Source organism: Caballeronia sp. AZ7_KS35 (assembly GCF_023631045.1).
In the GTDB taxonomy this organism is placed as follows: Bacteria; Pseudomonadota; Gammaproteobacteria; order Burkholderiales; family Burkholderiaceae; genus Caballeronia; species Caballeronia zhejiangensis.
In genome coordinates this window covers 137,188-163,352 of sequence record NZ_JALQDV010000030.1, presented here as the reverse complement: position 1 = coordinate 163,352, position 26,165 = coordinate 137,188, and the positions used below count along the sequence as shown (strand labels likewise).

General features: G+C 65.0%; 23 protein-coding genes and 1 pseudogene. 9 read left to right on the top strand and 15 right to left on the bottom strand.

All coding sequences use genetic code 11. From position 1 onward, the window contains the following. Positions 1-12: 12 nt before the first annotated feature. From NCT05_RS19070 to amaB, 5 genes are all read right to left on the bottom strand, one after another. Positions 13-930, bottom strand: a complete 918-nt coding sequence (locus NCT05_RS19070; RefSeq protein ID WP_008353454.1) for a LysR family transcriptional regulator — start codon at positions 928-930, stop codon at positions 13-15. Beyond that, positions 930-1,316 carry a PaaI family thioesterase gene (locus tag NCT05_RS19065; RefSeq protein ID WP_250502944.1) on the bottom strand — a complete coding sequence of 129 codons (387 nt, stop codon included), beginning with the start codon at positions 1,314-1,316 and terminating at the stop codon, positions 930-932. The genes NCT05_RS19070 and NCT05_RS19065 overlap by 1 nt, the downstream gene beginning before the upstream one ends. A gap of 296 nt (positions 1,317-1,612) precedes the next feature. After that, positions 1,613-1,804: a hypothetical protein gene (locus NCT05_RS19060; protein ID WP_175979298.1), complete on the bottom strand. Its 192-nt coding sequence runs from the start codon at positions 1,802-1,804 to the stop codon at positions 1,613-1,615. Between the two features lie 263 nt (positions 1,805-2,067). Then, the gene (locus NCT05_RS19055) at positions 2,068-3,240 is read right to left on the bottom strand and encodes an NAD(P)/FAD-dependent oxidoreductase (RefSeq protein WP_250502943.1); all 1,173 of its coding nucleotides are present in this window, start codon (positions 3,238-3,240) and stop codon (positions 2,068-2,070) included. Between the two features lie 7 nt (positions 3,241-3,247). Next, a complete protein-coding gene (gene amaB / locus NCT05_RS19050; RefSeq protein WP_033536131.1) occupies positions 3,248-4,747 on the bottom strand; it encodes an L-piperidine-6-carboxylate dehydrogenase in 1,500 nt (499 codons plus the stop codon). A gap of 198 nt (positions 4,748-4,945) precedes the next feature. Between amaB and NCT05_RS19045 the strand changes: the two genes are divergently transcribed. After that, on the top strand, positions 4,946-5,581 hold the full coding sequence (locus NCT05_RS19045; protein ID WP_008353462.1) for a helix-turn-helix domain-containing protein: 636 nt from the start codon (positions 4,946-4,948) through the stop codon (positions 5,579-5,581). Between the two features lie 5 nt (positions 5,582-5,586). On the opposite strand, the gene NCT05_RS36805 is transcribed toward NCT05_RS19045, so the two are convergent. The 6 genes from NCT05_RS36805 to NCT05_RS19020 all read right to left on the bottom strand — a co-directional run bounded on the left by NCT05_RS36805 (position 5,587) and on the right by NCT05_RS19020 (position 11,698). Beyond that, a complete protein-coding gene (locus NCT05_RS36805; RefSeq protein WP_284502551.1) occupies positions 5,587-5,718 on the bottom strand; it encodes a hypothetical protein in 132 nt (43 codons plus the stop codon). A gap of 142 nt (positions 5,719-5,860) precedes the next feature. Continuing rightward, entirely contained in the window at positions 5,861-6,682 is an 822-nt protein-coding gene (locus NCT05_RS19040; RefSeq protein ID WP_175979296.1) for an IclR family transcriptional regulator, read from the bottom strand. Positions 6,683-6,740: 58 nt separating this feature from the next. Continuing rightward, entirely contained in the window at positions 6,741-7,562 is an 822-nt protein-coding gene (locus NCT05_RS19035) for a sugar phosphate isomerase/epimerase family protein (RefSeq protein ID WP_250456726.1), read from the bottom strand. Positions 7,563-7,575: 13 nt separating this feature from the next. Beyond that, positions 7,576-8,187 (bottom strand): NIPSNAP family protein, encoded by a 612-nt coding sequence (locus NCT05_RS19030; RefSeq protein WP_250502942.1) that lies wholly within the window; start codon positions 8,185-8,187, stop codon positions 7,576-7,578. Then, on the bottom strand, positions 8,184-9,923 hold the full coding sequence (locus tag NCT05_RS19025) for an FAD-dependent oxidoreductase (protein ID WP_250502941.1): 1,740 nt from the start codon (positions 9,921-9,923) through the stop codon (positions 8,184-8,186). The genes NCT05_RS19030 and NCT05_RS19025 overlap by 4 nt, the downstream gene beginning before the upstream one ends. Further along, the gene (locus tag NCT05_RS19020; protein WP_250502940.1) at positions 9,920-11,698 is read right to left on the bottom strand and encodes an FAD-dependent oxidoreductase; all 1,779 of its coding nucleotides are present in this window, start codon (positions 11,696-11,698) and stop codon (positions 9,920-9,922) included. The genes NCT05_RS19025 and NCT05_RS19020 overlap by 4 nt, the downstream gene beginning before the upstream one ends. Positions 11,699-11,792: 94 nt before the next feature. Between NCT05_RS19020 and NCT05_RS19015 the strand changes: the two genes are divergently transcribed. The 4 genes from NCT05_RS19015 (at position 11,793) to NCT05_RS19000 (ending at position 16,166) form a co-directional block, all read left to right on the top strand. Further along, positions 11,793-12,680 carry an NAD-dependent epimerase/dehydratase family protein gene (locus tag NCT05_RS19015; RefSeq protein ID WP_250502939.1) on the top strand — a complete coding sequence of 296 codons (888 nt, stop codon included), beginning with the start codon at positions 11,793-11,795 and terminating at the stop codon, positions 12,678-12,680. Positions 12,681-12,747: 67 nt separating this feature from the next. Then, positions 12,748-14,442: a SulP family inorganic anion transporter gene (locus NCT05_RS19010; protein ID WP_250502938.1), complete on the top strand. Its 1,695-nt coding sequence runs from the start codon at positions 12,748-12,750 to the stop codon at positions 14,440-14,442. Between the two features lie 174 nt (positions 14,443-14,616). Further along, on the top strand, positions 14,617-15,444 hold the full coding sequence (locus NCT05_RS19005; protein WP_250502937.1) for a shikimate dehydrogenase family protein: 828 nt from the start codon (positions 14,617-14,619) through the stop codon (positions 15,442-15,444). A 257-nt stretch (positions 15,445-15,701) separates the two neighbouring features. Beyond that, positions 15,702-16,166: a hypothetical protein gene (locus NCT05_RS19000; RefSeq protein WP_250440563.1), complete on the top strand. Its 465-nt coding sequence runs from the start codon at positions 15,702-15,704 to the stop codon at positions 16,164-16,166. Here the strand turns inward: NCT05_RS19000 and NCT05_RS18995 are convergent. After that, positions 16,133-17,482 carry a hypothetical protein gene (locus NCT05_RS18995; RefSeq protein WP_250502936.1) on the bottom strand — a complete coding sequence of 450 codons (1,350 nt, stop codon included), beginning with the start codon at positions 17,480-17,482 and terminating at the stop codon, positions 16,133-16,135. The genes NCT05_RS19000 and NCT05_RS18995 overlap by 34 nt on opposite strands. Before the next feature lie 382 nt (positions 17,483-17,864). On the opposite strand from NCT05_RS18995, the gene NCT05_RS18990 reads away from it, so the two are divergent. Both NCT05_RS18990 and NCT05_RS18985 read left to right on the top strand, forming a co-directional pair. After that, complete coding sequence (locus NCT05_RS18990) at positions 17,865-18,710, top strand: alpha/beta fold hydrolase (protein ID WP_250502935.1); 846 nt, start codon at positions 17,865-17,867, stop codon at positions 18,708-18,710. Between the two features lie 200 nt (positions 18,711-18,910). Next, positions 18,911-19,387: a hypothetical protein gene (locus NCT05_RS18985; protein ID WP_175979286.1), complete on the top strand. Its 477-nt coding sequence runs from the start codon at positions 18,911-18,913 to the stop codon at positions 19,385-19,387. Between the two features lie 3 nt (positions 19,388-19,390). Here the strand turns inward: NCT05_RS18985 and NCT05_RS18980 are convergent, their stop codons facing one another. Together NCT05_RS18980 and NCT05_RS18975 are read right to left on the bottom strand one after the other, a co-directional pair. Beyond that, on the bottom strand, positions 19,391-20,713 hold the full coding sequence (locus NCT05_RS18980; RefSeq protein WP_250502934.1) for an MFS transporter: 1,323 nt from the start codon (positions 20,711-20,713) through the stop codon (positions 19,391-19,393). A 102-nt stretch (positions 20,714-20,815) separates the two neighbouring features. Then, entirely contained in the window at positions 20,816-21,775 is a 960-nt protein-coding gene (locus NCT05_RS18975; RefSeq protein WP_250440560.1) for an MBL fold metallo-hydrolase, read from the bottom strand. A 122-nt stretch (positions 21,776-21,897) separates the two neighbouring features. On the opposite strand from NCT05_RS18975, the pseudogene NCT05_RS18970 reads away from it, so the two are divergent. Continuing rightward, positions 21,898-23,507 (top strand): annotated as a pseudogene (locus NCT05_RS18970) (IclR family transcriptional regulator). Here the strand turns inward: NCT05_RS18970 and pdxY are convergent. Beyond that, positions 23,504-24,385, bottom strand: a complete 882-nt coding sequence (gene pdxY / locus NCT05_RS18965; RefSeq protein ID WP_033536161.1) for a pyridoxal kinase PdxY — start codon at positions 24,383-24,385, stop codon at positions 23,504-23,506. The pseudogene NCT05_RS18970 and the gene pdxY overlap by 4 nt on opposite strands. Before the next feature lie 469 nt (positions 24,386-24,854). Between pdxY and glgC the strand changes: the two genes are divergently transcribed. Then, complete coding sequence (gene glgC / locus NCT05_RS18960) at positions 24,855-26,129, top strand: glucose-1-phosphate adenylyltransferase (protein ID WP_008353483.1); 1,275 nt, start codon at positions 24,855-24,857, stop codon at positions 26,127-26,129. The last annotated feature ends 36 nt before the right edge of the window (positions 26,130-26,165 follow it).

Sequence of the window (26,165 nt, the reverse complement as noted above, 5' to 3'; positions counted from 1 at the left end):
GTTTTTTGAATGCTAAATGCCTGCTTCGACGGTCCGCAGATGATCGAACAGCAGCCGGCTCACGGGCGATAGCGCATCCGAATCGCGCACGACGATCACGAGGCTGCGCGCTGCCCAGTCGTCGTCGAGCGCGACGGCCGCGAGTCCGAGCTGACGACCCATCGCTTCGAAGACCTGCATCGGCAGCACGCCGACGCCCATGCCCGCCTGCACCATGCGGCACACCGCGTCGAAACCGGGAACGTGGATGCGCAACCGCAGTGCGCGCCCCGCCTGACGCGCCGCGAGATGCGTGCGCTGGTTGATGGAACTCGCCGAATGCAGCCCGATGTGATCGAAGTCGAGCGTCTGCGCGAATGCGATGCTCGCGCGCTTCGCCAGCGGATGATCGCCGGGCATGACGAGCGCGAGCCGGTCGTGCCGGTAATGCGCGGTTTCGAGGCCGCGCGTGTCGGCGTCGCCGGAACAGATGCCCAGGTCGACGAGACTGTCCGCGACGCCTTCCACGATGCCGCCGCTCGGGCGCTCCTCGAGATCGATCTTGATCTGCTCGTGCACGGACGAAAACGCGCGCAAGTCTTCCGGCAGGAATTCGACGATCGCCGAGAGATTCGCCATCATCCGCACGTAGCCGCGGACGCCGCTCGCATGTTCCGCGAGTTCGATGCCGATGTTCTCGACATCGCGCAGCACGCGCCGCGCGTGATGAAGCAGCGTTTCGCCCGCCGGCGTCAGCGCCATGCCGCGCGCCTTGCGTTCGAACAGCGCGGCGCCGACGGCCTGCTCCAGTTCGAGCAGACGCTTGCTCGCCGCCGACACCGCGATCGCCTCGCGTTCCGCCGCGCGCGTGAGCGTGCCTTCCTCGAACACCGCGAGAAAGAGTTGCAGCGTCGTGAGATCGAGACGCCGAAGGAGATTGCGGGTAGCCATCAGCGCGCGTATTTGAAGGTGCCTTGCGCGCTCGCGATCATCACGCGATCGTCGACCCACGCTTCGCCGCGTGCAAAATAGACGGAGCGTCCCTGACGTTCGAGAAAGCCTTTTGCGACGACCTTGTCGCCGATGCCGCGATCGAGATAGTTCACGGTCAGCGAAAGAGTGAAGCCGTGCACAGGCGCGGCGCCGGTCGGAAAGAGACCGGCGTAGCCGCAAGCGGCGTCGAGCAGCGTGGCGATCGCGCCGCCTTGCAGGATGCGCTGCCGGCTCAGATGCCCGGCGTGTATCGGCATCGTGAATTCGGCGTAGCCCGCGCGCCATTCCGTGAGCGTCGCGCCGAGCGCTTCGAGAAACGGATTGTCCAGATCCAGGTTCGCCACCTTTGCTCCTGATTGCCTGCGTTGCGGCGATTGTGCCATCGGCGGCCAGGCGCTGCCGGGCGGCACGAACCTGTTTTCCGGACATCCAGAATGGAAAAACCCGCACGCGGCGGGTTCGATTTACGCAGTTCCGATTTACAAACTCACCGGACCGCGTTCTGCTTGGCAACGCACACAAAAATTCGCTATATGCGTTTCATGAAGGTCCGTCATGAATCGCATGGCGCATCTTTGTGCGCGTAAATATGCGTCGTGACAAAGCGTCTCACGAACGCAACACACTGCATTAAAGGGCGTCAGTTATATCCGCGAATGACGCAGGAGTTTTTTTCCTCATCGGTCTTGCCGAAACGTCCGCAAATCTCTGCGATATATTCGGGTTCGGCCGATACCTGACTCGAACGATGCGACACCGGAACGCTCGTGTCGTGCGGCAGCTCGCCGTCGTCGATCCAGGCGTAGAAATGCGCGCTCGTATTGGCTTCCATGTTTTGTCTCCTATCTATGAAGCGCGAAAAAAGCGTTTTGACAGATTCAGAATGCACTCATCGAAAGCGGCTGGCCCTAGTGGATTTCATTAATGGACGAAGCCCGCCAGCCTGACGATGATGATAAGAATGCCCGTTCGCAACGCAAATCCGAACCGGTTCCAATCCGCCTGTCTGTTTCGTAGCGAAAAAAATGCCCGGTGCATGGCCGGGCAGACTTCAATCATCGATTATGGAAAGCGGCGTTGGCAGTCTTCTATCAGTTATACGACATTCTTTTCGACGATCGGCCGGCCTTCCAGCACGCGAGTCCAGTCGAGCGGCGATAAATCGAGCGTTTCGTAACGCCCGCGCAAAATCAGTTCGCTGACGCCGCGCCCTGTTGCCGGGCCTTGTTGCAGGCCGTGTCCGCTGAACCCGTTCGCGAAGATGCAATTATCGACATCCGGATGATGGCCGATGATCGCGTTCTGATCGAGCACGTTGTATTCGTAATAGCCGGACCAGCAACGCTCGACGCGCAGCGCCTCGAACGCCGGCACGCGATGCGCGAGCGTCGGCCAGATCACGTCGTCGAAGAGCGCGTGATCGACTTCGTCGAGCGGCAGGTCGTCGGGATCGTTGTCCGCCGAGGGCGACGTGCCGCAAATATACGTGCGCCCTTCAGGACGGAAATAGACGCCCGTGGGATCGATCAGCAACGGCGCGCGCTCGAGCGTCGCCGGCGACGACACATTGAAGATGCTGCGCCGACGCGCGAACACCGGAATGTCGATGCCGAGCATCGCCGCGACCGGACGCGACCACGCACCCGCCGCGTTCACGACGACATCGCATGGATACGTTTCGCCGTTGGCCGCGCGCACGGCGTTCGCACGCCGTCCTTCGCGTTCGATGCCGACGACTTCCGTGGTCACGTAACGCGCGCCGAGCGCCTGCGCCTTGCGACGCAGCGCCTGCACGAGACCGTAGCCGTCGAACCAGCCTTCGCCGCTCTCGCCGAACGCGCCCGCCGCGAGATCGTCCGTGTTGAGCCACGGAAAACGCGCGCGCAGTTGCGCGGCGTCGAGCAGGCTGATGTCCGCGCCGAGCGCTCGCTGCAACGCGTGGTTTTCGCGCAGCGTCGACGCACCCGCCGCCGTCGCGAGAAAGAGATAACCGCCTTCGTGCAGATCGATCGACGGACGCTCGCCGTTCACTTCGAGCCGCTCGCCGATCGAACGCAGGAAGTCGATGCCGAAGAGCGACATGCGTACCGAAAGCGGCGTCGAGAACTGCTGCCGGATCGAGGCCGCCGACAGCGCCGACGACGAACGCGCGTAAGTCGGGTCGCGCTCGATCACGGTGACTTGCACGGTCGGGTCCGATGCGCGCAGAAAGTACGCGACAGAGCTGCCGATCACGCCGCCACCTACGATGACAACGCTCGAACTCACGTTGGCCTCAGCTCAGATTGAAGTCGATGCCCTGCGCGAGCGGCAATTCCGACGAGTAGTTGATCGTGTTGGTCGCGCGGCGCATGTAGGCTTTCCAAGCATCCGAGCCCGATTCGCGGCCGCCGCCGGTTTCCTTCTCGCCGCCGAATGCACCGCCGATCTCCGCGCCGCTCGGCCCGATGTTCACGTTCGCGATGCCGCAGTCGCTGCCCGATGCGGACAGAAAGCGCTCGGCCTCGCGCAGATCGGTGGTGAACGCGCACGACGACAATCCGTGCGCGGCGGCGTTGTTCGCGGCGATGGCTTCGTCGAAATCCGTGTAGCGCATCACGTAGAGAATCGGCGCGAAGGTCTCCTTCAGCACGACCTCCGTCTGCGACGGCATTTCGACCAGCGCCGGGCGCACGTAGTAGCCGTTTTCGTGGCCCTTCACGGTCACGCGCTCGCCGCCCGTCACCTTGCCGCCTTCGCCCTTCGCCTGTTCAAGCGCGTCCTGCATGCGCGCGAACGCCTGCACGTCGATGAGCGGGCCCATCAGCACGCCCTGCTCCAACGGATTGCCGACGGGCACTTTGGCGTAGAGATCTTTCAGACGCGCGACGGTTTCGTCGTAAATGCTTTCGTGCACGAAAAGACGCCGCAGCGACGTACAGCGCTGCCCTGCCGTGCCGACCGCCGAGAACAGGATGCCGCGCAGCGCGAGATCGCGATTGGCCGTCTGCGACACGATGCCCGCGTTGTTGCCGCCGAGTTCGAGGATCGAGCGGCCGAAGCGTTCCGCGACCGCGACGCCGACCTTGCGGCCCATTTCCGTGCTGCCCGTCGCGCTGACGATGTCCGAGCGCTTGTCCGCGACGAGCGCCGCGCCGACCTCGCGCCCGCCGATGACGACCGACGCGAGGCCCGCAGGCGCCGCGCCGAATTCATCGATGGCATCGCGCAGGATGCGGTCGACGGCGAGCGCGGTGAGCGGCGTTTTCTCCGATGGCTTCCACACGACCGCGTTGCCGCACACGAGGGCGAGCGCCGCGTTCCACGACCACACCGCGACCGGGAAATTGAACGCCGAGATGATCGTGCACACGCCGAACGGATGCCACGTCTCCGCCATGCGATGACCCGGCCGCTCCGACGCGATCGTCAGGCCGTACAACTGGCGCGAGAGACCGACGGCGAAATCGCAGATGTCGATCATTTCCTGAACTTCGCCCAAGCCTTCCTGGAGAATCTTGCCCGCTTCGAGCGACACGAGCCGGCCGAGCGCCTCCTTCTTCTCGCGCAGCCGATTGCCGAGCAGGCGCACGAGTTCGCCGCGGCGCGGCGCGGGCACGTTGCGCCACGAGGCGAACGCGGTGCGGGCGGCGGCGAGCGCGGCGTCGACGTCGGCGGTGGTGTTCTGCTTCACGCGGCCGATGACTTCGCCCGTGATCGGGGAAGTGACGGCGATATCGCCATCGGTGACGAGGCTCGCGATGCCGAGGTCGGAAAGAATCGATTGTGCATTCACGATGAAAGTCCTTGCGAAGCGGGTTCGCTCGTCGGAGCAAAAGTTTCTGATAAGAAACTTTCGGAAGTCAGGAGACTATACGCGCTGCCGATGGCGCTCACAACAGCCGTCAATATTAGGGTTGTCACCAGATGCGGGCCGTTCGCCGCCGTTTTGCGCGATGTTATTATCGGAAACAAAGCGCTCCCACACGTTCCCATGTCCAGCCCCGGCACTAAGAATTCGCCCGAACAATCCGCCTCCGATCTCGGTGCCCGCGTGAAACGCGCGCGGCTCGCGCACGACCTGACGCTCGAAACCGCGAGCCGGATGTGCGGCGTGTCGCGCTCGGCGCTGTCGAAAATCGAGAACGGGCTGATGTCGCCGACCTTCGACGTGCTTCAGAAAATCGTGCGCGGCCTGCAGATCGATCTCGCCGAACTCTTCGGCACCGCGCCCGCGCCGAATGCGAGCGGCCGGCGCGCGCTCACGCGCCGCAACGAAGGACAGCGCCACGCGTATCGCGGCTATCAGATGGAATTGCTCGCCACCGAACTCGCGCACAAGGCGATGCTGCCGTTTCGCATCCGCATTTCGGCGCACACGCTCGATGCGTTCGACGACTGGGGCCGTCACGAAGGCGAGGAGTTTCTTTACGTGATCAGCGGCAGCGTGTGCCTCTATTCCGAACTCTACGCGCCGACGCATCTGCATGCCGGCGACAGCATCTACTTCGACAGCCGCACCGGCCACGCGGCGATTTCGACGAGCGACGAAGACGCCGAAGTGCTGTGGATGGCCACAGGCGGCGTGCCGGCGCCCTCATCCGCGCGCGATGCCGTGGACGCCGGCTGACGCGTTCATCGCAGGAAAAGACGCATCGGCATTTCGTTCGGGCCGACGGTGAAGGTGCAGACCTCGTGGATATCGGCGGGATTCGTCGCGAGTTGCGCGGTGAAGTTCGCCGTCAGCATCGACACGACGAGACGCATTTCCACCGCCGCCAGACAGTGGCAAATTCGGACACGATCGGATCGAGTGGAGTAGGCATTTCAAATTCTCGTTTCATGATGAAAACGATGATAATGCGGGCGTTTTCCCCGCGTCACCTCGTCCATTCGGGCTAATCCAGCATCAGCCTGCACTGACAGCCTTCCCCTCCACCTTCGCCGCCGACCGCTTGAAATAGGGCGAACTCAACGTCGCCGCGCCCATGTCCGACGCCGCTTCCAGCAGCGCGGGCGCGAGCTCCTTCAGACGCGCCTCCGGCAAACGGCTCGTCGGCCCGGCGAGGCTCACGACGCCCACGACGACGCCCGTCACCGGATGATGAATCGGCGCGGCCATCGACGTCATGCCGGCCTCGTACGTCTCGCTCGCGATGCCGTAGCCGCGTTTGCGCGCCGCCTGCAGATCGGCGAGAAACTGCTGGATCGTCTTCGGCGCCTTCGGTCCGCCCGAGCCGGGCTTGCCGAGCCCGCCCTGCTTCGACACGAGTTCGAGCGCCTCCTCATCGGAAAGCGACGACAGCCACGCCTGTCCGCTCGCCGTGCAATGCAAGGGCGGCTGGCTGCCCATGTCCGGGTCGTAGCGCAGCCCCGACTTCGCGCCCTGCGCCTTGCCGACGAACGTAATGTGATCGTCCTCGACGACGCCCAGCCGCGCCAGTTCGCCGGATTGCGCCGCGAGCCGGTCGAGCACGGGCTGCGACACGTCGAGTACGCCGCCCGTCGACAGATAGATGAGCGCGAGCGACACGAGCTTGAGCGCGAGCATGTATTCGCCGTGATCCTCGTCCTGCCGCACGTACCCTTCGTCGATCAGCATCGCGAGCAGGCGATGCGTGCCGCTGCGAGGAATATTGAGCGTGTCGGCGATGGCGGCGAGTTGCATCCGCCCGCCGTTTTTCGCCAGCAATTCGATGATCGACAACGCCCGCTCCAGATTTCCCGCCATCTTTCAGTCTCTCGAAGTTCCGATGATTCGGAATGAGAACATGATTCCACCTCGGAATTCAACCGGCGTATGTTTCCTCCAGCCATGCAATCGTCGCCTCGCGCAGACGTTTCGCACGCGTGAGCGCGCTCGCCGATTTCGCCCATTCGTTCATCGGCACTTCGAGCGAGAGCGGAAGATCGTCGGGCAACGCGCGCAAAATGCCCGCGAGATCGAGGCCGCCCTCGCCCGGAATCATCCGCTCGGCGCGCGCCTGATACAGCAACGTTTCGAGATCGCTCGGGCGCTCGGCGGGCGCGTCGCAGAACTGCACGTAACCGAACCATTCGCGCGGCAATTCGCGCAGCGTTCGCGTCGACGATCCCGTGCGGTCGAAATGGATCGGATCGACGATGAGGCCCGTATTCGCGCGCTGCGCCGCTTTCACAATGCGCGCGCCCTGCACGATGTCTTTCGCGTCGGTCCAGGGCATCGGTTCGAGCGACGGCGACAGGCCATACGGCTTCGCGAGATCGCACAGCGCGGCGAGCCGCTCGGCCGTGCGGACCTCGTCAGGATCGTTGCCCGCGACGAGCACGTAGCGCGCGCCCAGCTCGGCGGCGGTTGCGAGCATCGGTTCGTAATCGGCGACGTTCGTGTCGGGCTTGAGGCGCAGGATTTCGGCATCCAGCACGCCGATGCCGGTATCGCGCAAAGCCGCGAGCGTCTCGCGTTTCAGCGGCGTCGCGCCGACGATCTCGTGGCGCACTTCCGTATCGGTCGCGGGCACGAGGCGCAGGCCGACGAAGTCGTAGCCCGCCTGCGCGGCGCACTCGACCATCTGCGGCGGCGTCAGTTCGAGGATCGTCAGCGCGGACAGAGATAGCTTGCGTCGTGACATCGACAATCTCCGGTTAGCGCAGCGGCGAGAACGGCGCGGGCACGTAGATGGTCGATTCCATCGTCGTCAGATGCGCCGGTCCGCCCTTCGGCGGCCAGATGCCGTCCTTCACGGCTTCCGCGCGAATCCGCGAGCGCTCGTCCACGCTCTTGTACGGCCAGATGTTGAGAAAGCGCGGCACGGTGCCGTCGAGCGCGTACATCGCGCCGATGAGCGGCGAGCGTTTCGTGCGCTCGGGCACGGCGTTCTGCCATGCGTCGATCGTGTGTTGCAGGCTCGCGAGCTTCGTGCCGTAGACGCGCATCTCGTAGATGCCGCCGTGCACGGCCGGCTCGATCGGCGGCAGGAAGGGAAAAAGCGCGTAGCTGTTCATTTCGACATCGGCGATGAACTCGCCGCAGCCGAACGGATTGCCTTCGAGCAGCAAGCGCCGGCGTTCCCCGATCAGCGCCGCTTCGGATTCGAAGCCGCGCAGCACCATGACCTTGCCGAGCGCGCCGATATCCGAATACCAGCAGCCGAGCAGCTTCGAGCCGGACGCATCGCCGCTTGCCTTGATGTTTTCGAAGACCTGCGCGTTCGCGCCGATCTTCACCGTCAACGTGACCGTGTCGTACAGAGTCATTGCAGAGTCCTTGCCTGATTGAAGTTGGAGAGATTCGTGATGCTGTCCTCGCGCGCCGGTTCGGCCAGTTCGAGGCCCGCGAGATAGCCGAAGGTCATCGCTGGGCCGAGCGTGATGCCGCCTGCGGGATAGTGGCCGCCCATCATGCTCGCGGCGTCGTTGCCGACCGCGTAGAGGCCGGGAATCGGCGCGCGCATGTCGTCGAGAACACGCGAGCGCGCATCCGTCGATAAACCCGCGAACGTGCCGAGGCTGCCCGGCACGATCTTCACCGCGTGAAAAGGCCCATCGACGATCGGCGCGAGACACGGATTCGGCTTGTGCGATGCATCGCCCTGAACGCGGTTATACGGCGTCGAGCCTTTGTGGAACTGCGGATCGAAGCCGTCTTTCGCGTAGCCGTTGTACGTGGCGACCGTATCGGCGAGGCCGCGCACATCGATGCCGCATTGCTGCGCCAGCGCTTCGAGCGTCGGCGCGGACTTGAGATATCCCGAGCGTTCGTAAGGCCGCAGCGGAAACGGAAACGGCTTCGCGAAACCGAGGCCGTATCGGCGCTGAAACCGGTGATCGCAGACGAGCCACGCGCACGTCTCTTCGCCCGGCGACGTCGTGCCGATGAGCGCGGAGATGAAGTCGTAATACGACGACGCCTCGTTCGTGAAGCGCCTGCCCGCGCGCGTGACGGCGATCAGACCCGGCTTCGCGCGCTCGATCAGATGCGGAAACGCGACTTCGCGTCCCGTGGATTTCGGCACGAGCGACACCGGCGCCCACGCGGCGGGCGCTTCGAGCGACGCGTCGAAATGCGCGCCCGCCGCTTCGCCCAGGCGAATGCCATCGCCGGTATTGCTCTTGGGCGCGGCGGACCAGTGCGGCATCACGGGAAACGTTTCGGTCTGCCGCTTCGCGTCGTGCGGATAACCGCCGCACGCGAGCACGACGCCGCGCCGCGCGCGCACGTCGTGCATGACGCCATCGATCTCGACGCGCGCGCCCGTCACGCGATTCGCCTCGCGCGTCAGCGATACCGCCTTCGCCCGCGTGCGCAGATCGACGCCGCGATCCGCCGCCGACTTGAGCAGCCGCGCGACGAGCGCATTGCCGTTCACCAGATGCATCGAGCGCCGATAACGCAGCATGTGCCACGCAAACGTGGCGAAACGCTTCGCGACGTGCCACGCCGACTTCGCGCTGCGCGTCGCGTTCAGGAAGTGCGCGAGGTCTTGTCCCGACGCGATCGCCATGCCCTTGATCGTTACTTCGGCGAGCGGCGGACGCAGCTTGTCGATGAGCGGGCCGAGCTCGCGTCCGTCGAACGGCATCGCGCAGACCGAGCGGCCGCCCGTCGCCGCGCCTTGCGTCGTGTGGAAATCGGGGATGCGGTTGCCGTCGATGAAACGCATCGACGTATTGCGCTCGAAGAATTCGATCATGCGCGGACCGTGCTCGATGAGCGCATCGGCTTTCGCGGCATCGAAATGCGCGCCGAGTTCGCTCTTCAGATACGTGCGCGGCGCGCTTTCATCCTCGACGATGCCCGCGCGCGTCGCGAGCGGATTGCGCGGAATCCACATCCAGCCGCCCGACCACGCGGTCGTGCCGCCGAACACGTCTTCCTTCTCGCAGACGAGCACGGACAGGCCGCGCGTGGCCGCCGTGACCGCGGTCGACAAGCCGCCCGCGCCGGAGCCGAGCACGAGCACGTCGCATTCGAGAATCGGTTCGAGCTTCATTTGGCGTGCGCGTGCATTGAAAGATCGACCGGAAGATCGAGCGCTTCGTCCTGCTTCGGTTGCTTCGCGCGCGACGTCGCGTGGCGCGCCGCGAGGTAGCCGAACGCGAGACCGGGTCCGAGCGTGATGCCGGGGCCGGGATACACGCCGCCCATCACCGATTGCGCATCGTTGCCGCAGGCATAGAGGCCGACGATCGGCCGGTCGTCGCGGTCGAGCACGCGCGCGTCGGTATCGATAACGAGGCCGGTCGCCGCGCCGATATCGCCCGGATAGAGCCGCACCGCATAGAACGGCGCCTGGCCGATCGGACCGAGGCACTTGTTCGGGCCGGTCCAGTTGGCGTCGCCGTTGGCGTTCTGATAATCGGTCGTGCCGCGCTGGAAATCCGCGTCGACGCCGGTTTGCGCGTAGCGATTCATGCGCGCGACGCTATCGGCGAGACCGGCCTTGTCGATATCGAGCTTGTCCGCCAGTTCGTCGAGCGTCTTGCCTTCGACGAGATAGCCATCGGCGAGAAACGGCGCGAGTCCCTTGCCGCCCGGACGCACCATGCCAAGGCCGTACTTGCGCAATCCTTCGGAGTCCGTGACGAGATAGGCGGGCACGGCGGGCGTCGTCTTGTTCGCCGTCTGCATCGCAATCCCGAACAGGTGATACGACGTGTTTTCGTTGAGAAACCGCCTGCCGGACTTGTCGACGGTCATCATGCCGGGCTTGCCGCGATCCATGATGAAGTGCGGAAACACGGCGGTCGTACCGTCGGCGCGCTTGCGCACGGAGACCGGCGCCCAGAACGCGTTCGACAGCCCGCCAACGCCGAAGCGCGCGCCCGCCGCGAGCGCGAGATCCTGCGCGTTGCCGCTGTGGCCGGGCGCGCCGGGACACCACGCCGCATCGGCGCCCGGCAGCATCTCGGCGCGCCGCATCGGATGACGATTGAATCCGCCGCTCGCGAGAATCACGCCGCCCTTCACGTTGACGCGCCGACGCTCGTTGATCTGGCTCAGCGTCACGGCTTCGATGCCATTCGTGCCCGCGTGCAAAGCCTCCACCTTCGTGCTCGTCAGCACGGTCACGCCGCGCTGAAGCAGCGAGTAAAGCAGACGCCCGATCAGCGCGTTGCCCATCACGAGACGCGTGCCGCGCGGCGAGCTCATGCGGTCGCGTGCATGACGCGCGAGCAGTTTCGCCGCGTGCCTGAACGATGCCAACGACTTCGTCATGTTCAAAAGATGCCCGACGTCGTCGCGGTCGACCATCATGCCGCCGAGCACGGTGAATTCGGGAATCGGCGGACGAATCAGCGAGAACGCGCGGCCGAGCTTGCGGCCGTCGAACGGCAGCGGCTCCAGCGCGCGGCCTCGCAAGGTCGAGCCTTCGATTTCCGACAGATAGTCCGGATGGAACGGCCGCGCGCGATATTTGACATCGGAGTTCGCTTCGATGTGCGCGACGGCCTTCGGGCCGGCGTCGAGGAACGCGCGGCGCATCGCGGCGCTGCTGCGCTCGCCGACCGCGCGATTCAGAAAGCCTTCGGCATTCGCGGACGAATCGTCGCGATTGACGCTCGCCGCGTGCTTCGACGCGGGAATCCACGTCGTGCCCGCCGAGTACGCGGTCGTTCCGCCGACGTATTCGGTGCTCTCGACGAGCAGCACCCGCGCGCCATCGACCGCCGCGACCAGCGCCGCCGACATGCCCGCGCCGCCCGCGCCGACCACGATTACATCGAAGGTCTCGTTCTGTTCCAGTTTGTCCAGTGTCTCCGCCATGTGCGCGCTTCCTGTAGAACTCTCTTTGATATTGGAATGCTATTCCAGAAACGCGACGTAAGCCAAGTTCTTTTTGAGACGATGGAGAAACGGTATGCGAGTGCTGGTTACAGGCGGAAGCGGCTTTCTGGCAGCGTGGGTCATGCGGCGGCTGCTCGCGCGCGGCATGGATGTGCGCGCATTCGATGTCCGCGAGGACGCGCGCCTTCTGTACGCGCTCGCGCCCGAACGCGCCGGTGACGTGCAATGGCGGATCGGGGATATCGGCGAGGCGCGCGATGTGGCGAACGCGCTCGACGGCTGCGATGCCGTCGTACATCTCGCGGGCGTGCTTACGCCCGCGTGCGCCGCCGATCCTGTGCGCGGCGCGCGCATCGATCTGATCGGCACGCTGAACGTGTTCGATGCGGCCATCGCGTGCAATTTGCGCTCGGTGCTTTACGCGAGCAGCGCGGGCGTCTTCGGCCCCGACGATGGCGCGACGCCCTTTCCGCTGACGCACTACGGCGCGTTCAAACTCGCGTGCGAAGGCTCGGCGCGGGCGTACTGGCACGATCATGGAATCGCGAGCATCGGATTCCGGCCGCTCGTCGTGTACGGCGCCGGACGCGAGACCGGTTCGAGCGCGGGTCCGAGTCTCGCGTGCCGTGCGGCCGCGCGCGGCGAGCCGTACACGATTCCCTTCACGGGCGCGACCGGCCTCGTCTACGCCGATGACGTCGCCGCCGCCTACGAACTCGCGCTCGTGACCGCGTTCGACGGCGCGCACGCGTTCACGCTCGCAGGCGACATCACGCCGATGCAAAGCGTGGTCTCGACGCTCGAGCGCATCGCGCCCGGCGCGCGCATCGACGCAGCAGGCGCGCCGTTGCCCATCGCGACATCCTTTCCCGACGATCCCGCGCTCGCCCGATCGCTGCCCGGCGTTCCGAAAACGCCACTGATCGACGGATTGCGGCAAACCGTGGCGTTCTATCGATAGATGAAGCGGGTCTTGGCACCGCCTGTTCCTTGGGGCACGATCGCCTCTTCAGGAACACGGTGCCAGCATGCAAAAAACGACACTGCTCAAAGGCATCCTGCCGATCAGCCGCGCCGCCGCGTGGCGCGACGCGCTCGCGGGCATCTCGCTCGCATCGATGGACATTCCGCAAGTGCTCGGCTATGCGCGCATCGCCGGCATGCCCGCGGTGACGGGCCTCTACACCGCGTTCCTGCCGCTCATCGCGTTTGCGCTGTTCGGGGCGTCGCGGCATCTGGTCGTCGCGGCCGATTCGGCGACCGCGACGATCTTCGCGAGCAAGGTTTCGTCGATGGCCGCGATGGGCAGCCCGCAATACGTCGCGCTGGCGGGCATGGTCGCGTTGCAGACGGCCGCGCTGCTCCTCGTCGCGCGGCTTTTCAAACTCGGCTTTCTCGCCGATTTCCTGTCGCGCACGGTGCTCACCGGTTTTCTCGCGGGCGTCGGCGTACAGGTGTCGATCGCGATGCTCGGCGATCTCTTCGGCATGACGGTGCCGTATCCGTCCTCGCGCAGTCTGGCCCAGCTTGCTTACGTGCTCGGTCATCTCGTGCACGCGCACGGACCGACGCTCGTGCTCGCGCTGGCCGTGGTCGTCGCGATTCTCGGCTGCAAGCGTTTCGCGCCGCGCCTGCCGATGCCGCTCATCGCGGTAATCGGCAGCATCGCCGCGAGCAAGGCGTTCGATTTCGCCGCGCACGGCATCTCGGTGCTCGGTCCGGTCGATGGCGGCCTGCCCGCGATCCGTTTTCCCGACATCACCTGGCAGCAATCGCTCGACCTCGTGCCGGTCGCGCTGTCGTGCTTCGTGATGATCATCGCGCAGAGCGCCGCCGCGGCGCGGGTCTTCGCGCAGCAGTATCGCGAGGACGTCGATACCAACAGCGACATCCTCGGTCTGGCCGCGGCGAACGCGGCGGCGGCCGTGAGCGGCACGTTCGTCGTCAACGGCAGTCCGACGCAGACCGCGATGGCCGACCGCGCCGGCACGCGCAGCCAGTTCGGACAGCTCGTGTTCGCGGCAGTCGTCGCCGTCGTGCTGCTCTTCTTGAGCGGCTATCTGCGCTATCTGCCGCATTGCGTGCTGGCGGGCATCGTGTTCACGATCGCGATCGGGCTGATCAACGTGCAAAGCCTGAAGGACATTCGCGCGGAAAGCCCCGGCGAGTTCGCGCTCGCGCTCATCACGGCGGCTGCGGTGGTCATGGTGGGCGTCGAGCACGGCATTCTGCTCGCGGTGGCGTTATCGCTGCTGCGGCACGTGCGCCACAGCTATCATCCGCACACGATGGTGCTCACGCCCGTCGCGCCCGGCAAACCGTGGCAGTACGAGCCGACGAAGCCCGCCGCGATGACCGCGCCGCACCTGATCGTCTATCGCTTCGGCGCAGATCTGTTCTATGCGAACGATCACTTTTTTGCGTCGGAAGTGACGAATCTCGTCGATACGGCGCCGGACGAGTTGCGCCATTTTGTCGTCGATGCCGGCGCGATCACGGACCTCGATTATTCGGCGGCCCGCACCATCGGCGAACTTGTCGAAACGCTGCGCGCACGCGGCGTCGTCGTGATATTCGGACGCGTGAACCGCTTCCTGCGCAGCGACATGGACCGGCACGGACTGACGCCCGCGCTCGGCGCATCGAACGTGTACGACACACTTCACGAAGCGCTGGCAGCGGCTGGCGTAAGTCCCGGCGCGCACGAGCCGAACGTTCTCTGAATGCGCGTTGGCAGCCGTCTTTCTGCCGGCGTTTTTTGGTGGTCGCGGCTCGGGAAGACCGTTAGTTGCCTTCCTTCAAGTAGCAATTTTGTTGAATAGCATTCCATTTTCAACTAGCATTCAGCGAGTGCGGTCACACTATTTTCCGATCACGGATCAGGAGGCAATCGAGGCATGGCGCAGGACACTTCTTTTTCCGCATCGCTCGATGCGGGCTTGAGCGGCGCGACGCGCGTCTATTTCATCGTCGGCGATCCGATCGCGCAGGTACGCTCGCCTTCCGGCGTAACAGCGGCGCTGCGTGCGGCGGGACGCGATGCAATCGTGATTCCGGCGCACGTCGCGCCCGAAGATCTCGGCGCGTTTTTCGCGGGCATCGCGCCGCTGCGCAATTGCGACGGCGTGATCGTCACCGTCCCGCACAAGTTCAGCGCGACCGAATACTGCCGTTCGCTGACCGATGAAGGCGCGTTCCTCGGCGCGGTCAACATGCTGAAGCGCAATGCCGACGGCACCTGGCACGGCGGCGCGTCGGACGGCATCGGCATGGTGGCGGCGTTGAGAGATGCGGGCTGCGACCCGAAGGGCAAACGCGCGCTGCTGATCGGTGCGGGCGGCGCGGGTTCGGCGATCGGCCACGCGCTCGTCAATGCGGGCGTGGCCTCGCTCGCGATCCGCGATTTCGACGCCGCTCGCACCGGCGCCCTCGCCTCGCGCCTCGCTGCGCTGGGGCGCGGCGCGGTGAGCGTCGCCGACGATTCGGCTGCCGAAACCTACGATCTCATCGTGAATGCGTCGCCGGCGGGCATGCGTCCGGGCGACCCGCTGCCGATCGACGTCTCCCGCCTGCCACCGACGACCTTCGTCGGCGATGTCGTGACCAAGCCGCCGGTCACGCCTTTCATCGAGGCCGCCCGCGCGCGAGGCTGCACGACCGTCACCGGCACGCAGATGTTCGGGCGCGTGTGCGATGCGATCGTCGCGTATCTATTGAAGGGGTGAATCGCGGGACCGTTTGCCGTGCGAGTAATCGGAGCAATCTGGTTCAATCGCGAAACACGATCAGTCAACATTCCCGCCGCGCATTCGCGTCCCTCGCGAAGCGCGCCGGCTTGCAAGCTCCGGAACGAATCGTCGACGAACGCCGCCCTTTCGAAGGCGGCGTATTTCTGCGCCACGTTCCCGCCACGCCGGCGCTAGCGGCCGATTCCACAAGACTCGTGCGCTCGCATCGAGGGCAATGGAAGCAAGAGGCTGGAATGAACTCGGATCAAAAAACAATTCAACGCGTTGCGCGAGCTGGCTTCGCGGCCATCGCATGTGCCGTGCTCGCGGCGTGCGCATCGGGACCGGGCGCATCGGCGCCGCTGCCGGCTGACGGCACGCTCGCGACCGGCCGCATTGTCGGCAAACAGTATTTGACGACTGTGTCGACGAACACGGCTTCTTCTTCCGGACCGACCGTCGGCGTGGGCGGCGGCGGCATCGGCGGCAATGGATGGAACGGCGTGGGCGGCGGCGCAGGCCTGAGCTTCGACCTGACGAACCTGTTCCAGAAGGCCCCGGAACAGACCGCGAAAATCTACCGCTACAGCGTGCAGATGAAGGACGGCTCGAAGCGCGACATCGACAGCCCGCTCGATCTCAACGAGGGTGCCTGCGTGACGACGATCGACTCGAGCCAGCCCGGCTACCCGAGACTGACGGGCGCGGACGCCTGCTGATCTTCCGGCGCCGCTCGTCCGATGAGCCGCCCCGACACCGCCGCGGCGACGCGCCTGATAACCGGGGCCCAATCGCCCGGTTCGCGCTGACGAATGAGCCGCACCGAGTCGTACCACGGCTGCGTCTCGTCTTCACCCCAACACCAATGCGACGCGCGATCGATCATCGCCAGCACCGGCTTGCCGAGCGCGCCGGCGAGATGCAGCGGCGAACTGTCGATGGTCACGAGCACATCCAGCGCGCTGACGAACGCGGCGGAATCATGAAACTGCTCGCGATAGTCGGGCACGCCGGCGATACGCGCGCCCGCCGAACGCATTGCGGCAATATCGTCTTCGCGGCCCGGCGCAACGGGATGGAACGTGACGTTCGGCAGGCTCCAGAGCGGCGCGAGCGCTTCGACGGGAATGCTGCGCTGGGCGTCGCGACGATGCGTCGGGCTGCCCGCCCACACGAGACCGACGCGCAACGCATGGGTGCCGTCCGATGCGAGTTCGCGCCGCCACGCGTCGATGCGCTCAGGCGCGGCGTGAAGATACGCGCGGCCATCGACGTGATGCGGCAGCAGACCGATCCAGACAGGCAGGCTCATCATGCCGACGGTGTAATCCACCGTGCCGAAGTCGTGCGCTTCGATCTGCACGCAGTCCGGCACGAACCGCCGCACCAGCGGATACAGCGCCGAACGCACCGCCAATAGCGCCGCGCCGCCGTTTCTTCGCACGCCCTCCGCGAATTGCGGAAAGTACCGCACGAATTGAATGTCGTCGCCGAGGCCGAGTTCGCTGTAAACCACGACGCGCTTGCCGTCGAGCGGCTGCCCGCGCCAGCCCGGCGCGAGCCGCTCCATGCGCGCGACGACGCCGTTGTCGCCCTGTTGCGATGTGCGGCGATCGAAGCGCATCCAGCCGCTGCGCCACGCGCCGCGCCGCAATTCGAGGTCGGCGAGATCGACGGCGAGCCAGGCCGCATCGGGCGTCTGCGAGAGCGCCAGACGGTACATCGCTTCCGCTTCGCCGTAGCGCGACTGCTCGTTGAGGTACATGGCGATTGCGCCGGTCACGTGACCATTGTCCGGATGATGCCGCGCGGCCTCGCGCATGATCGCTTCCGCCGATACGCTGTCGTGACGCAGCCAATAGCAATGACTCAGTTGCCAGCGAAGCTCGTAGTCTCTCGGGAATCGTTCCAGTGCTTCGACGCAGAAACGTTCGAGCGCGAGCCAGTCGCCCGAGCGGCGAATGTCGAGCGCGACGGCCAGCGCGTGGTCCGGATCGGACAAAGAGAGCGGAGGTGCGAATGAATCGGAGTACATGAATGACTGCAATAGAACGGTGTTTGAAACGCGTGCTGAGTTTATATGAATCAAGGTTCATAGGAATACCGTAAAGCACGAGATAAATCCGAAAATAGCAATGCCGGATCGTTTAATCTGCATATCGAACTATCTTCAGGTCATGCTGAAATGCAGTGATTCGAATCGGCGATTGTGTGCGGCGCGGCGCTTTGCCATACTGAGTTCATTCGCCCTGTCTCCTCAAGCGTCCGCACTCGACTAACGAGCCCACAAGCGGACGCTCTCGCCGCCTCCCCGGGCGGCGTTTTTTTGCACACGGCCTATTACCTCTGGCGTAATTGTCCGGCTCACTTTCTCCTGCGACGATGCACTCACACTGTTCATCGACGAGGAGACGGAAATGCCTGCAAAGCACTCACGCCCAGGTTTTATCGCGACCGCAGACGGCGTCGAATTGTTCTATCGCGACTGGCATCCGCAAGGCACGCCGGGCAACGGCAGGACGATCGTCTTCGTTCCGAGCTATTCGCTGCCAGGCGACATGTGGGCCTATCAAATGCTGTCGCTCGCGCGACAGGGCTTTCGCTGCGTCATCTACGACCGGCGCGGCCACGGACGATCGAGCGATCCGGGCGGCGGCTACGACTACGACACGCTTGCGGACGATCTCGCCGCACTCATCGATGCGCTCGATCTGTCGGACGTGACGCTCGTCGGGTATTCGATGGGCGGCGCCGAAGCCGTGCGCTATCTGACGCGTCACGGCAGCACGCGCGTTGCGCGCCTCGCGTTGATCGCTTCGACCTTGCCGATGCTCGCGAAGACGCCGGACAATCCCGACGGCATCGACCGCGACTACAACGATGCCTTCCTGCACGACTTGACGACGGACTATCCGCAATGGCTGGCCGACAACGCGCGTCCCTTCGCCGGGCCGGGCGCGTCGCAGGCCATGATCGACTGGATTCGGGAAATGGCATTGCGCACGTCGCATCAGGCGCTTTTCGCGTGCAACGAAACCGTCAATCGCGGCGATTTCCGCAACGAGTTGCGCGACATCGACGTCCCGACGCTCATCGTGCAAGGCAATCGCGACGAATCGAATCCGCTCGAACTGACTTCGCAGCGCACGGCGCGCCTGATTCCGAACGCGCGGCTCGTCGTCTATGAAGGCGCGCCGCACGGCATCTTTCTGAGCGACGCGGCGCGGCTGACGGCGGATATCGGCGCGTTTGCGTCGGCGTAGCGATTGGCGCTCTGTTGCGGCGGCTTAATAACAAGTTCGGCGTTTGTCGGATAAGCGCTGAGTCCTGACGCGTTTGAAAACACTCATAACAATAGACTCTGGAAGAATCCCGGCACACCATAGCACTGCGAATCGACATTCCACCGCGCGGCTCTGCAATCGCCGCGCAATCCGCCCCACGTCCACCGGAGTCCATCGCAATGATCTTCCACGCCTCCATTCCCGCCCACGATCCGAAACACGTCGCGCAAGTGCTCGCCGAACTGTGGGATGGCTTCGCCGCGCCCTTCTCGCCCTTTCCCGGCGCGTGGATGGCGGTCGCCGGCGACGATCGCGGCAGCATCATCGAGGTCTATCCGAGCGATCAGGTCATCACGCCGGGCGGCGGTCACGAGGAAAGCGTCAGCTATGGCGCGGACACGGTGAAGCGCCCGCAGTACAGCGCGTTCCACATGGCCATCGCGACGAAGCTGAACGCAGAGGAAGTCATCGCGATCGGCGAACGCGAAGGCTGGCGCGCGGTGCGCTGCACGCGCGGCGACAACTTCTTCCACGTCATCGAATTCTGGATCGAGAACTCGACGATGCTCGAATTCCTCACACCCGACATGCAGGCCGAATATCTCGCCTTCGCGACGCCGGAAAACTTCAAGGCGATGGCCGCGGCTGCGGCCTGACGCTCACTTGCCGCGCCGCAGCCCGAAAAACAGCGCGGCGCCGCTCGCGAAGAGCAGCAACGAAAGCAGATGCACGGCGAGATCCATGCTGCCCGTCGAGGTGCGGATCTGGCCGATCACCCACGGACTCACGATCCCGCTCGTGATGCCGATACTGCTGATGAAAGCGATGCCCGCCGCCGCGCTCTTGCCCGGCAGATGGCTGGCGGGCACGGCCCAGAAGATCGGCAGCGCGGCGAAAATCAGCGTCGCGGCGAGCGAGAGAATCGCGAGCATCAGCGGGAAGCTCGGAAAATGCAGCGTGAGGGCCGCGAGCGCGATGCCGCCGCCGATCGTGCAGCACGCGAAGTGCTTGCGCCGCTCGGCGACGCGATCCGAATGGCGCGCGATCAGAATCAGACCCACCGCGCCGATCGCGTTCGGCACGACGGTGTAGAGGCTGACCGACATGACATCGGTGATGCCGAAGTCGCGGATCATCAGCGGCATCCAGAAGCTCAGCGTCAGCGACGCGCACGTCAGCGAGAAATAGATGAACGCGAAGAGATAGACGCGCGGATTGCGCAGCGCATCGAGCATGCCGCTGTTATCGTGCTTCTCGTGATGGCCGGTCGCGCAGAGTGCCGTGAGCCGATCCTGCTCCGTTTGCGTGAGCCATTGCGCATCGCGCGGCGTGTCCACCAGCAGGCGCAACGCGATAAGACCGAGCAGCACCGCGGGCGCGCCCTCGATCGCGAACATCCACTGCCAGCCGTGCAGGCCCATCACGCCGGCCATGTCGCGCATGATCCAGCCGGACACGAGTCCGCCGAACACGCCCGCGACGGCCACGCCCGCGAAGAACACCGACATCACGCCCGCCCGCCGTTTCGCCGGAAACCAGTACGTCAGATAAAGCACGATGCCCGGAAAGAAACCCGCTTCGAACACGCCGAGCAGAAAGCGCAGCAGATAGAAATGGCCGGGCGTCGATACGAACATCATTCCGACCGACGCCGCGCCCCACAGCAGCATGATCCGCGTGAACGTGCGGCGCGCGCCGAACTTCGCGAGCAGCAGATTGCTCGGCACTTCGAAAAGCACGTAGCCGACATAAAACACGGCGGCGCCGAGGCCGTACATTGCATCGGAGAAGCCGAGATCGTGCTTCATCTGCAATTGCGCGAAGCCGATGTTGATGCGGTCCAGAAACGACACGACGTAGCACAGGAACAGAAACGGAATGATGCGCCACGCGATTTTGCGGAACAGCGCGTCGTCCGATTGGGCGTGCGCATCCGCGACGGCGCTGGGCTCAAGCGCCGCCGTGCTGATCGACTTCGACATGTCTCGCTCCAGATGGGCGTAATGAGGCCGGCGTCTTGCGCGCGCCTTTTGCCTTGAGAGAGGGAGAAGCGGCGCGTCAGTGCGCGCCGCAAGAAACGGCGGTCAGTCCTGCAGTGCGGCCCACATTTCCTGGTCGCGCTGGGCCGTCCAGATACGCGGATGCTTGATGCCGCTCGCTTCGTCGTAAGCGCGCGAGACGTCGAACGGCAGGCAGTGCTCGTAGATGAAGACGTGACCGAATTTCGGATCCATCGCCTTGCGCGTCAGCGCCATCGATCCCTTCAGGTCGAGCTTCTCGGCGACGGCCTCGCGGCCCGCCTGCAAGAGCGTCGTGACGAAGTCCTTCGTGTAATCGAGGCCCTTGTCGACTTCCGCCGGCGAGAGCAGCGCCGGACCGCGTCCCGGCACGAGTTTGTCGGCCTTCAGCGCGCGCAGCGCTTCGAGCGTCGCGGGCCATTCTTCGAGTTGGGCATCGCCGCAGTAACAGGCGGCGTCGTACTCGACGAGATCGCCCGAAAACAGCACTTTCTGCGACGGCAGCCAGACGACCGTATCGCCCTTCGTGTGACCCGCGCCGAGATGCGCGATCTTCACTTCGAGCTTGCCGAGGAACAGCGTGATTTCCTTCTCGAAGACGAGCGTCGGCCACGTCAGGCCCGGCACCGTCTCGACACCGGCGAAAAGGCGCGGAAAGCGCTCGATCTCCGATTTCATGTCCTGCTCGCCGCGCTCGACGATCATTTCATACGTGCCGCGGCTCGCGATGACCTGCTGCGCGCCTTCCGCGAAATACGCCGACGCGCCGAGCACGCGCACCGCGTGATAGTGCGACAGCACGACGTACTTGATCGGCTTGTCGGTGACGCTGCGGATTTTCGCGATGAGATCCTGCGCCATTGCGGGCGTGGCGGTCGTATCGACGATGAGCACGCCGTCGTCGCCGATGATCACGCCCGAGTTGGGATCGCCTTCCGCCGTGTACGCGTACGCGTTCTCGGAGAGTTGCGTGAACGTGATCTTCTTCTCTTCCAGATCGGCCTGCGATGCGAATGCTTTTGCCATGGTCGTGTCTCGCTTCCATTCTCGTGGGGATGGGTTGATGATCGGCGTGATGCCGTTGTTTGTCAACAGCAAGCGTACTTGCTATTTGCAAATTACGGGTAAGTACCGAATCGCTTCATCGGATGATTCCTGCTCGGCTAACATCTGCGGTTCGTTCATCCTTTATAGATCGCGGAGTGCTTTTGGCTCGTTCCGAAATCGGCGAAGAAAAGAAACAGCGCGGCATCCAGAGCGTCGAAGTCGGCGCGCGTCTGCTCGATGCGCTCGCCGCGCGTCGCGAGCCGCTTGCGTTGAGCGCGCTGGCCGAAGCGGCCGAACTGTCGACCGCGCAGGCCCACACGTACCTCGTGAGCTTGACGCGGCTCGGTCTCGTCAAGCGCGACGCGCTCACCGGGAATTACGAGCCGGGGCCGCTCTCGCTCAGGCTCGGCCTGTTGAATCTCGAGCATCAGCCGGCGTATCGGGCCGCCGCGCCGCGCGTGTCGGCGCTGGCGCTCGCGACCGGCATGAGCGTCGCGGTCAGCGTCGCCGGGCCGCAAGGGCCGACGATCGTGCGCTATGAGCGCGGCGGCTATCCGCTGCATGTGAATCTGCACGTGGGCACGGTGATGTCGCTCTCGGCGACGTCCACGGGCCGCGTGTTCCGCGCGTTCGACGACGACACCCGCGTCGCCGCGATGCTCGCGCATCAGGCCGAAGCCGATGCGCCGGAGATGGCCGCGTGCATCGAAGCGATTCGCGCGCGCGGCATCGAACGCAGCGTCGATGCGCCGAGTCCCGGCGTGAGCAGCATGAGCGTGCCGGTGTTCGACGGCGCGCATCGGATGCAGCTCGCACTGACGGCGATCGGACCGACCGGCCTCGTCGACGTCGCGTGGGACGGCCCGCTCGCGCACGCGCTGAAGGACGCCGCGCGCGACATTTCCGGGCTGCTTTCATGACGATCTTCGACGAAGACACGAAACCGCAGCGCGGCATCAACGCGCTCGACGCGACCGGCGATCTGCTGCGCGCGCTGGTCGCCGCCGGCGAGCCGCTCACGCTGCGCGACCTCGCGGCCGCGGCCGGCATGCCGCCCGCGAAGGCGTTCGCGCATCTGGTGAGTCTGGTGAAGGTCGGCCTGCTCGCGCGCGACGACGCCGGGTTATTCCACGCCGGCCCGCTGAGCCGCGAGCTCGGGCTGATCGCGCTGCAGCGCCTTTCGCCGATCCGCGATGCCGAAGCCGAGATCGTCGCGCTCGCCGCGAGCACATCGATGACGGTCGCCGCCGCCGCGCTCGGACCGCTCGGCCCGACCGTGATCCGGCTGGAGGAATCGGCGCGGCCGCAGCATGTGAGCTTGCGCGTCGGCACGGTGATGTCGCTCGTCAACACCGCGATCGGGCGGGTGTACGCCGCGCACCTTCCCGCCGACATGCTCGCGAGCCTGATGACGCAGGACGCCATCCGCCTCGCGGGCGCGCAAGCGGCTGCGGGAAGCGACGCCGCGTATCGCGCACGGCTCGACGACATCCGCGAACGCGGCCTCGATACGGCGCTCGGCGCGCCGGTGCCCGGCATCCATACGCTGGCCGCGCCCGTGTTCGATCACACCGGCAGCGTGTGCCTCGTGATCGCGTTGATCGGTTCGTCGGGGGGCTTCGACAGCGCCGCGGACGGCCCGCTCGCCCGCGCGCTGCTTTCCGCGACGCGGCGCCTTTCGTGGCGTTTCGGTCTGATGGACGCGAGCTAGCCGCCCTTGACCATCTCCGTGCCGGTCACGCGGATCGCGGGGAAACGGTCGGTCGGCTTCGCGATCTCGTCCTGCGATGCGACGATCTCCAGTTCGTAACGCCCGGCATCGTACGTTGCCTTGACGACGGCATTGACCGCCGCGAGCGTGTGCTCGAGCGCGGTGCGCAGCGAGTCGCCCTGCAAGGTGCGCGCGACGAAGACCGCGCTGGTCAGATCGCCGACGCCCACCGGCTGGCGCGCGAACGGATACAGCGGGCGCTGCGCGAACCACGCCTCGCCGGGCGTGACGGCGAGCATATTGAAGGTGTCGGCGCGGCTGTTGCGATCGAGCAGATGCTTCACCAGCACGATGCGCGGCCCGCGCGCGATCACTTCGCGGCATGCGTCGACGGCTTCCTCGACCGTCTCGATCGGACGCCCGACGAGCTTTTCCAGCTCGACGTGATTGGGCATGATCGCATCGGCGATTCCGGGCATCGTCGTGACGAGGAAATCCTCGATGCCGGCCGCGACCGTGCAGCCGCCCGTCTGACCCATGACCGGATCGCAAAAATAAAGCGCGCGCGGATTCACCGCCTTCACCATCTTCACGATTTCGACGACCGCGCGGCCCTGCTCCGGCGCGCCGAGATAACCGGAGAGCACCGCGTTGCAGCGCCCGAGCACACCGATCGCGCCGATGCCTTCGATGACGTTCTGCAATTCGTCGGCATCGAAGGCGCTGCCTGTCCAGCGGCCGTACTGCGTGTGATTGGAAAACTGCACGGTGTTGAGCGGCCAGACGTTCACGCCGAGTCGCCGCATGGGAAAAACCGCCGCGCTGTTGCCCGCATGGCCGAACACCACATGCGATTGAATGCTCAGGACGTTGTTCATGTTCTGCTTTCCCGATTGATCGTGTCCGGTCGGATGAAACGTCGAAACGCTCGTCGCGCGCCAGCGCCGTGCAGCGCAACGCGACGATGGTTTCGGAAAGCACGCCCGCGGACGCCGTGCGCGGGCAGTGCAACCTTCATATTGTGCCGTGCCTCGACGCACTGCGGCATGGCGTGCCCGTTATAAATTGCGCGGACGCGTTTTGTCGAGCGATGCGACCGACAGGAAGTCCAAAGGTCGCGCGTCTGCAACACCGCAGCACGCTCGTGCGCGTTCGGCACACGCATTGCTCGATGCGGACGGCGAAACGGTCCGCATCGCCCGGCGAAAAAAACGGGCGACTTCAGCACACGAATTCGAATGCGCGCCGGATAATGCTCCATCGACAGATACCGACAAAAGCATACGAGGACGCACACACGGCAAGACATCGAACATCAATAGTCGCAGGTCAAATCAGGAGGCTGACATGGAGATGCTGGCTAAGAATCGCACCGATTTGCAGAAGTCGACCCTCGCAATCGTCCTCGCCGGCGGGCGCGGCACCCGGCTCGGTCCGCTCACCGACAAGCGCGTGAAGCCGGCCGTCCACTTCGGCGGCAAGTACCGCATCATCGACTTCGCGCTGTCCAACTGCCTCAATTCCGGCATCCGCCGCATCGCGGTCGTCACGCAATACAAGGCGCATTCGCTCATCCGCCATCTGCAGCGCGGCTGGGGTTTCCTGCGCGGCGAGTTCAACGAGTTCATCGATATCTGGCCGGCGCAGCAGCGCGTGGATTCGAGCTGGTATCGCGGCACCGCCGACGCGGTCTATCAGAACCTCGATATCGTCCGCTCGATCGGGCCGGAGTTCGTCATCGTGCTGGCGGGCGATCACATCTACAAGATGGATTACACGCGCATGGTGCTCGACCATGTGGAAAGCGGCGCGGACTGCACGGTCGGCTGCATCGAGGTGCCGCGCATGGATGCGGTCGCGTTCGGCGTGATGCACGTCGATGAAAACCGCCGCGTCACCGATTTCCTGGAAAAGCCCGCCGATCCGCCCGCGATGCCCGGCAAGCCCGACATCGCGCTCGCGAGCATGGGCATCTACGTGTTCAGCGCGAAGTATTTGTATGACCTGCTGCAGGAAAACATCGAGACGTCGAACACGGATCACGATTTCGGCAAGGACATCATTCCGCGCGTCGTGACGACCGGCAAGGCGATCGCGCATCCGTTCAGCATGTCGTGCGTGACGTCGAGCAGCGATCCGGAAGCGCCCGCGTACTGGCGCGATGTCGGCACCGTCGATGCGTACTGGTCCGCGAATCTCGATCTCGCATCGACGATTCCGGAGCTCGATTTGTACGACCGCAAATGGCCGATCTGGACGAATCAGGAGCAGTTGCCGCCCGGCAAGTTCGTACGCGACCTGAACGGGCAGCAAGGCGCGATCACCAATCTGCTCGTGTGCGGCGGCTGCGTGATCTCGGGATCGCAGGTGTCGAAGTCGGTGTTTTCGTCGGCGGTGCGGGTCCACTCGTTCTGTAACATCAATGAGGCAGTCTTGTTGCCGCAAGTGACCATCGGGCCGAGTTGCCGTTTGCAGAAGGTCGTGATCGACCGCGGCTGCACGGTGCCCGAAGGTCTCGTGGTCGGCGAGGATCCGGACGACGATGCCGCGCGTTTCTTCCGCACGGAGTCCGGCGTCACGCTCATCACACGCGACGCGCTGGCGCGGCTCGGACAGCGTTAGACGCCGCGCGCCGGCCAATAAAAACCAATCGACGGG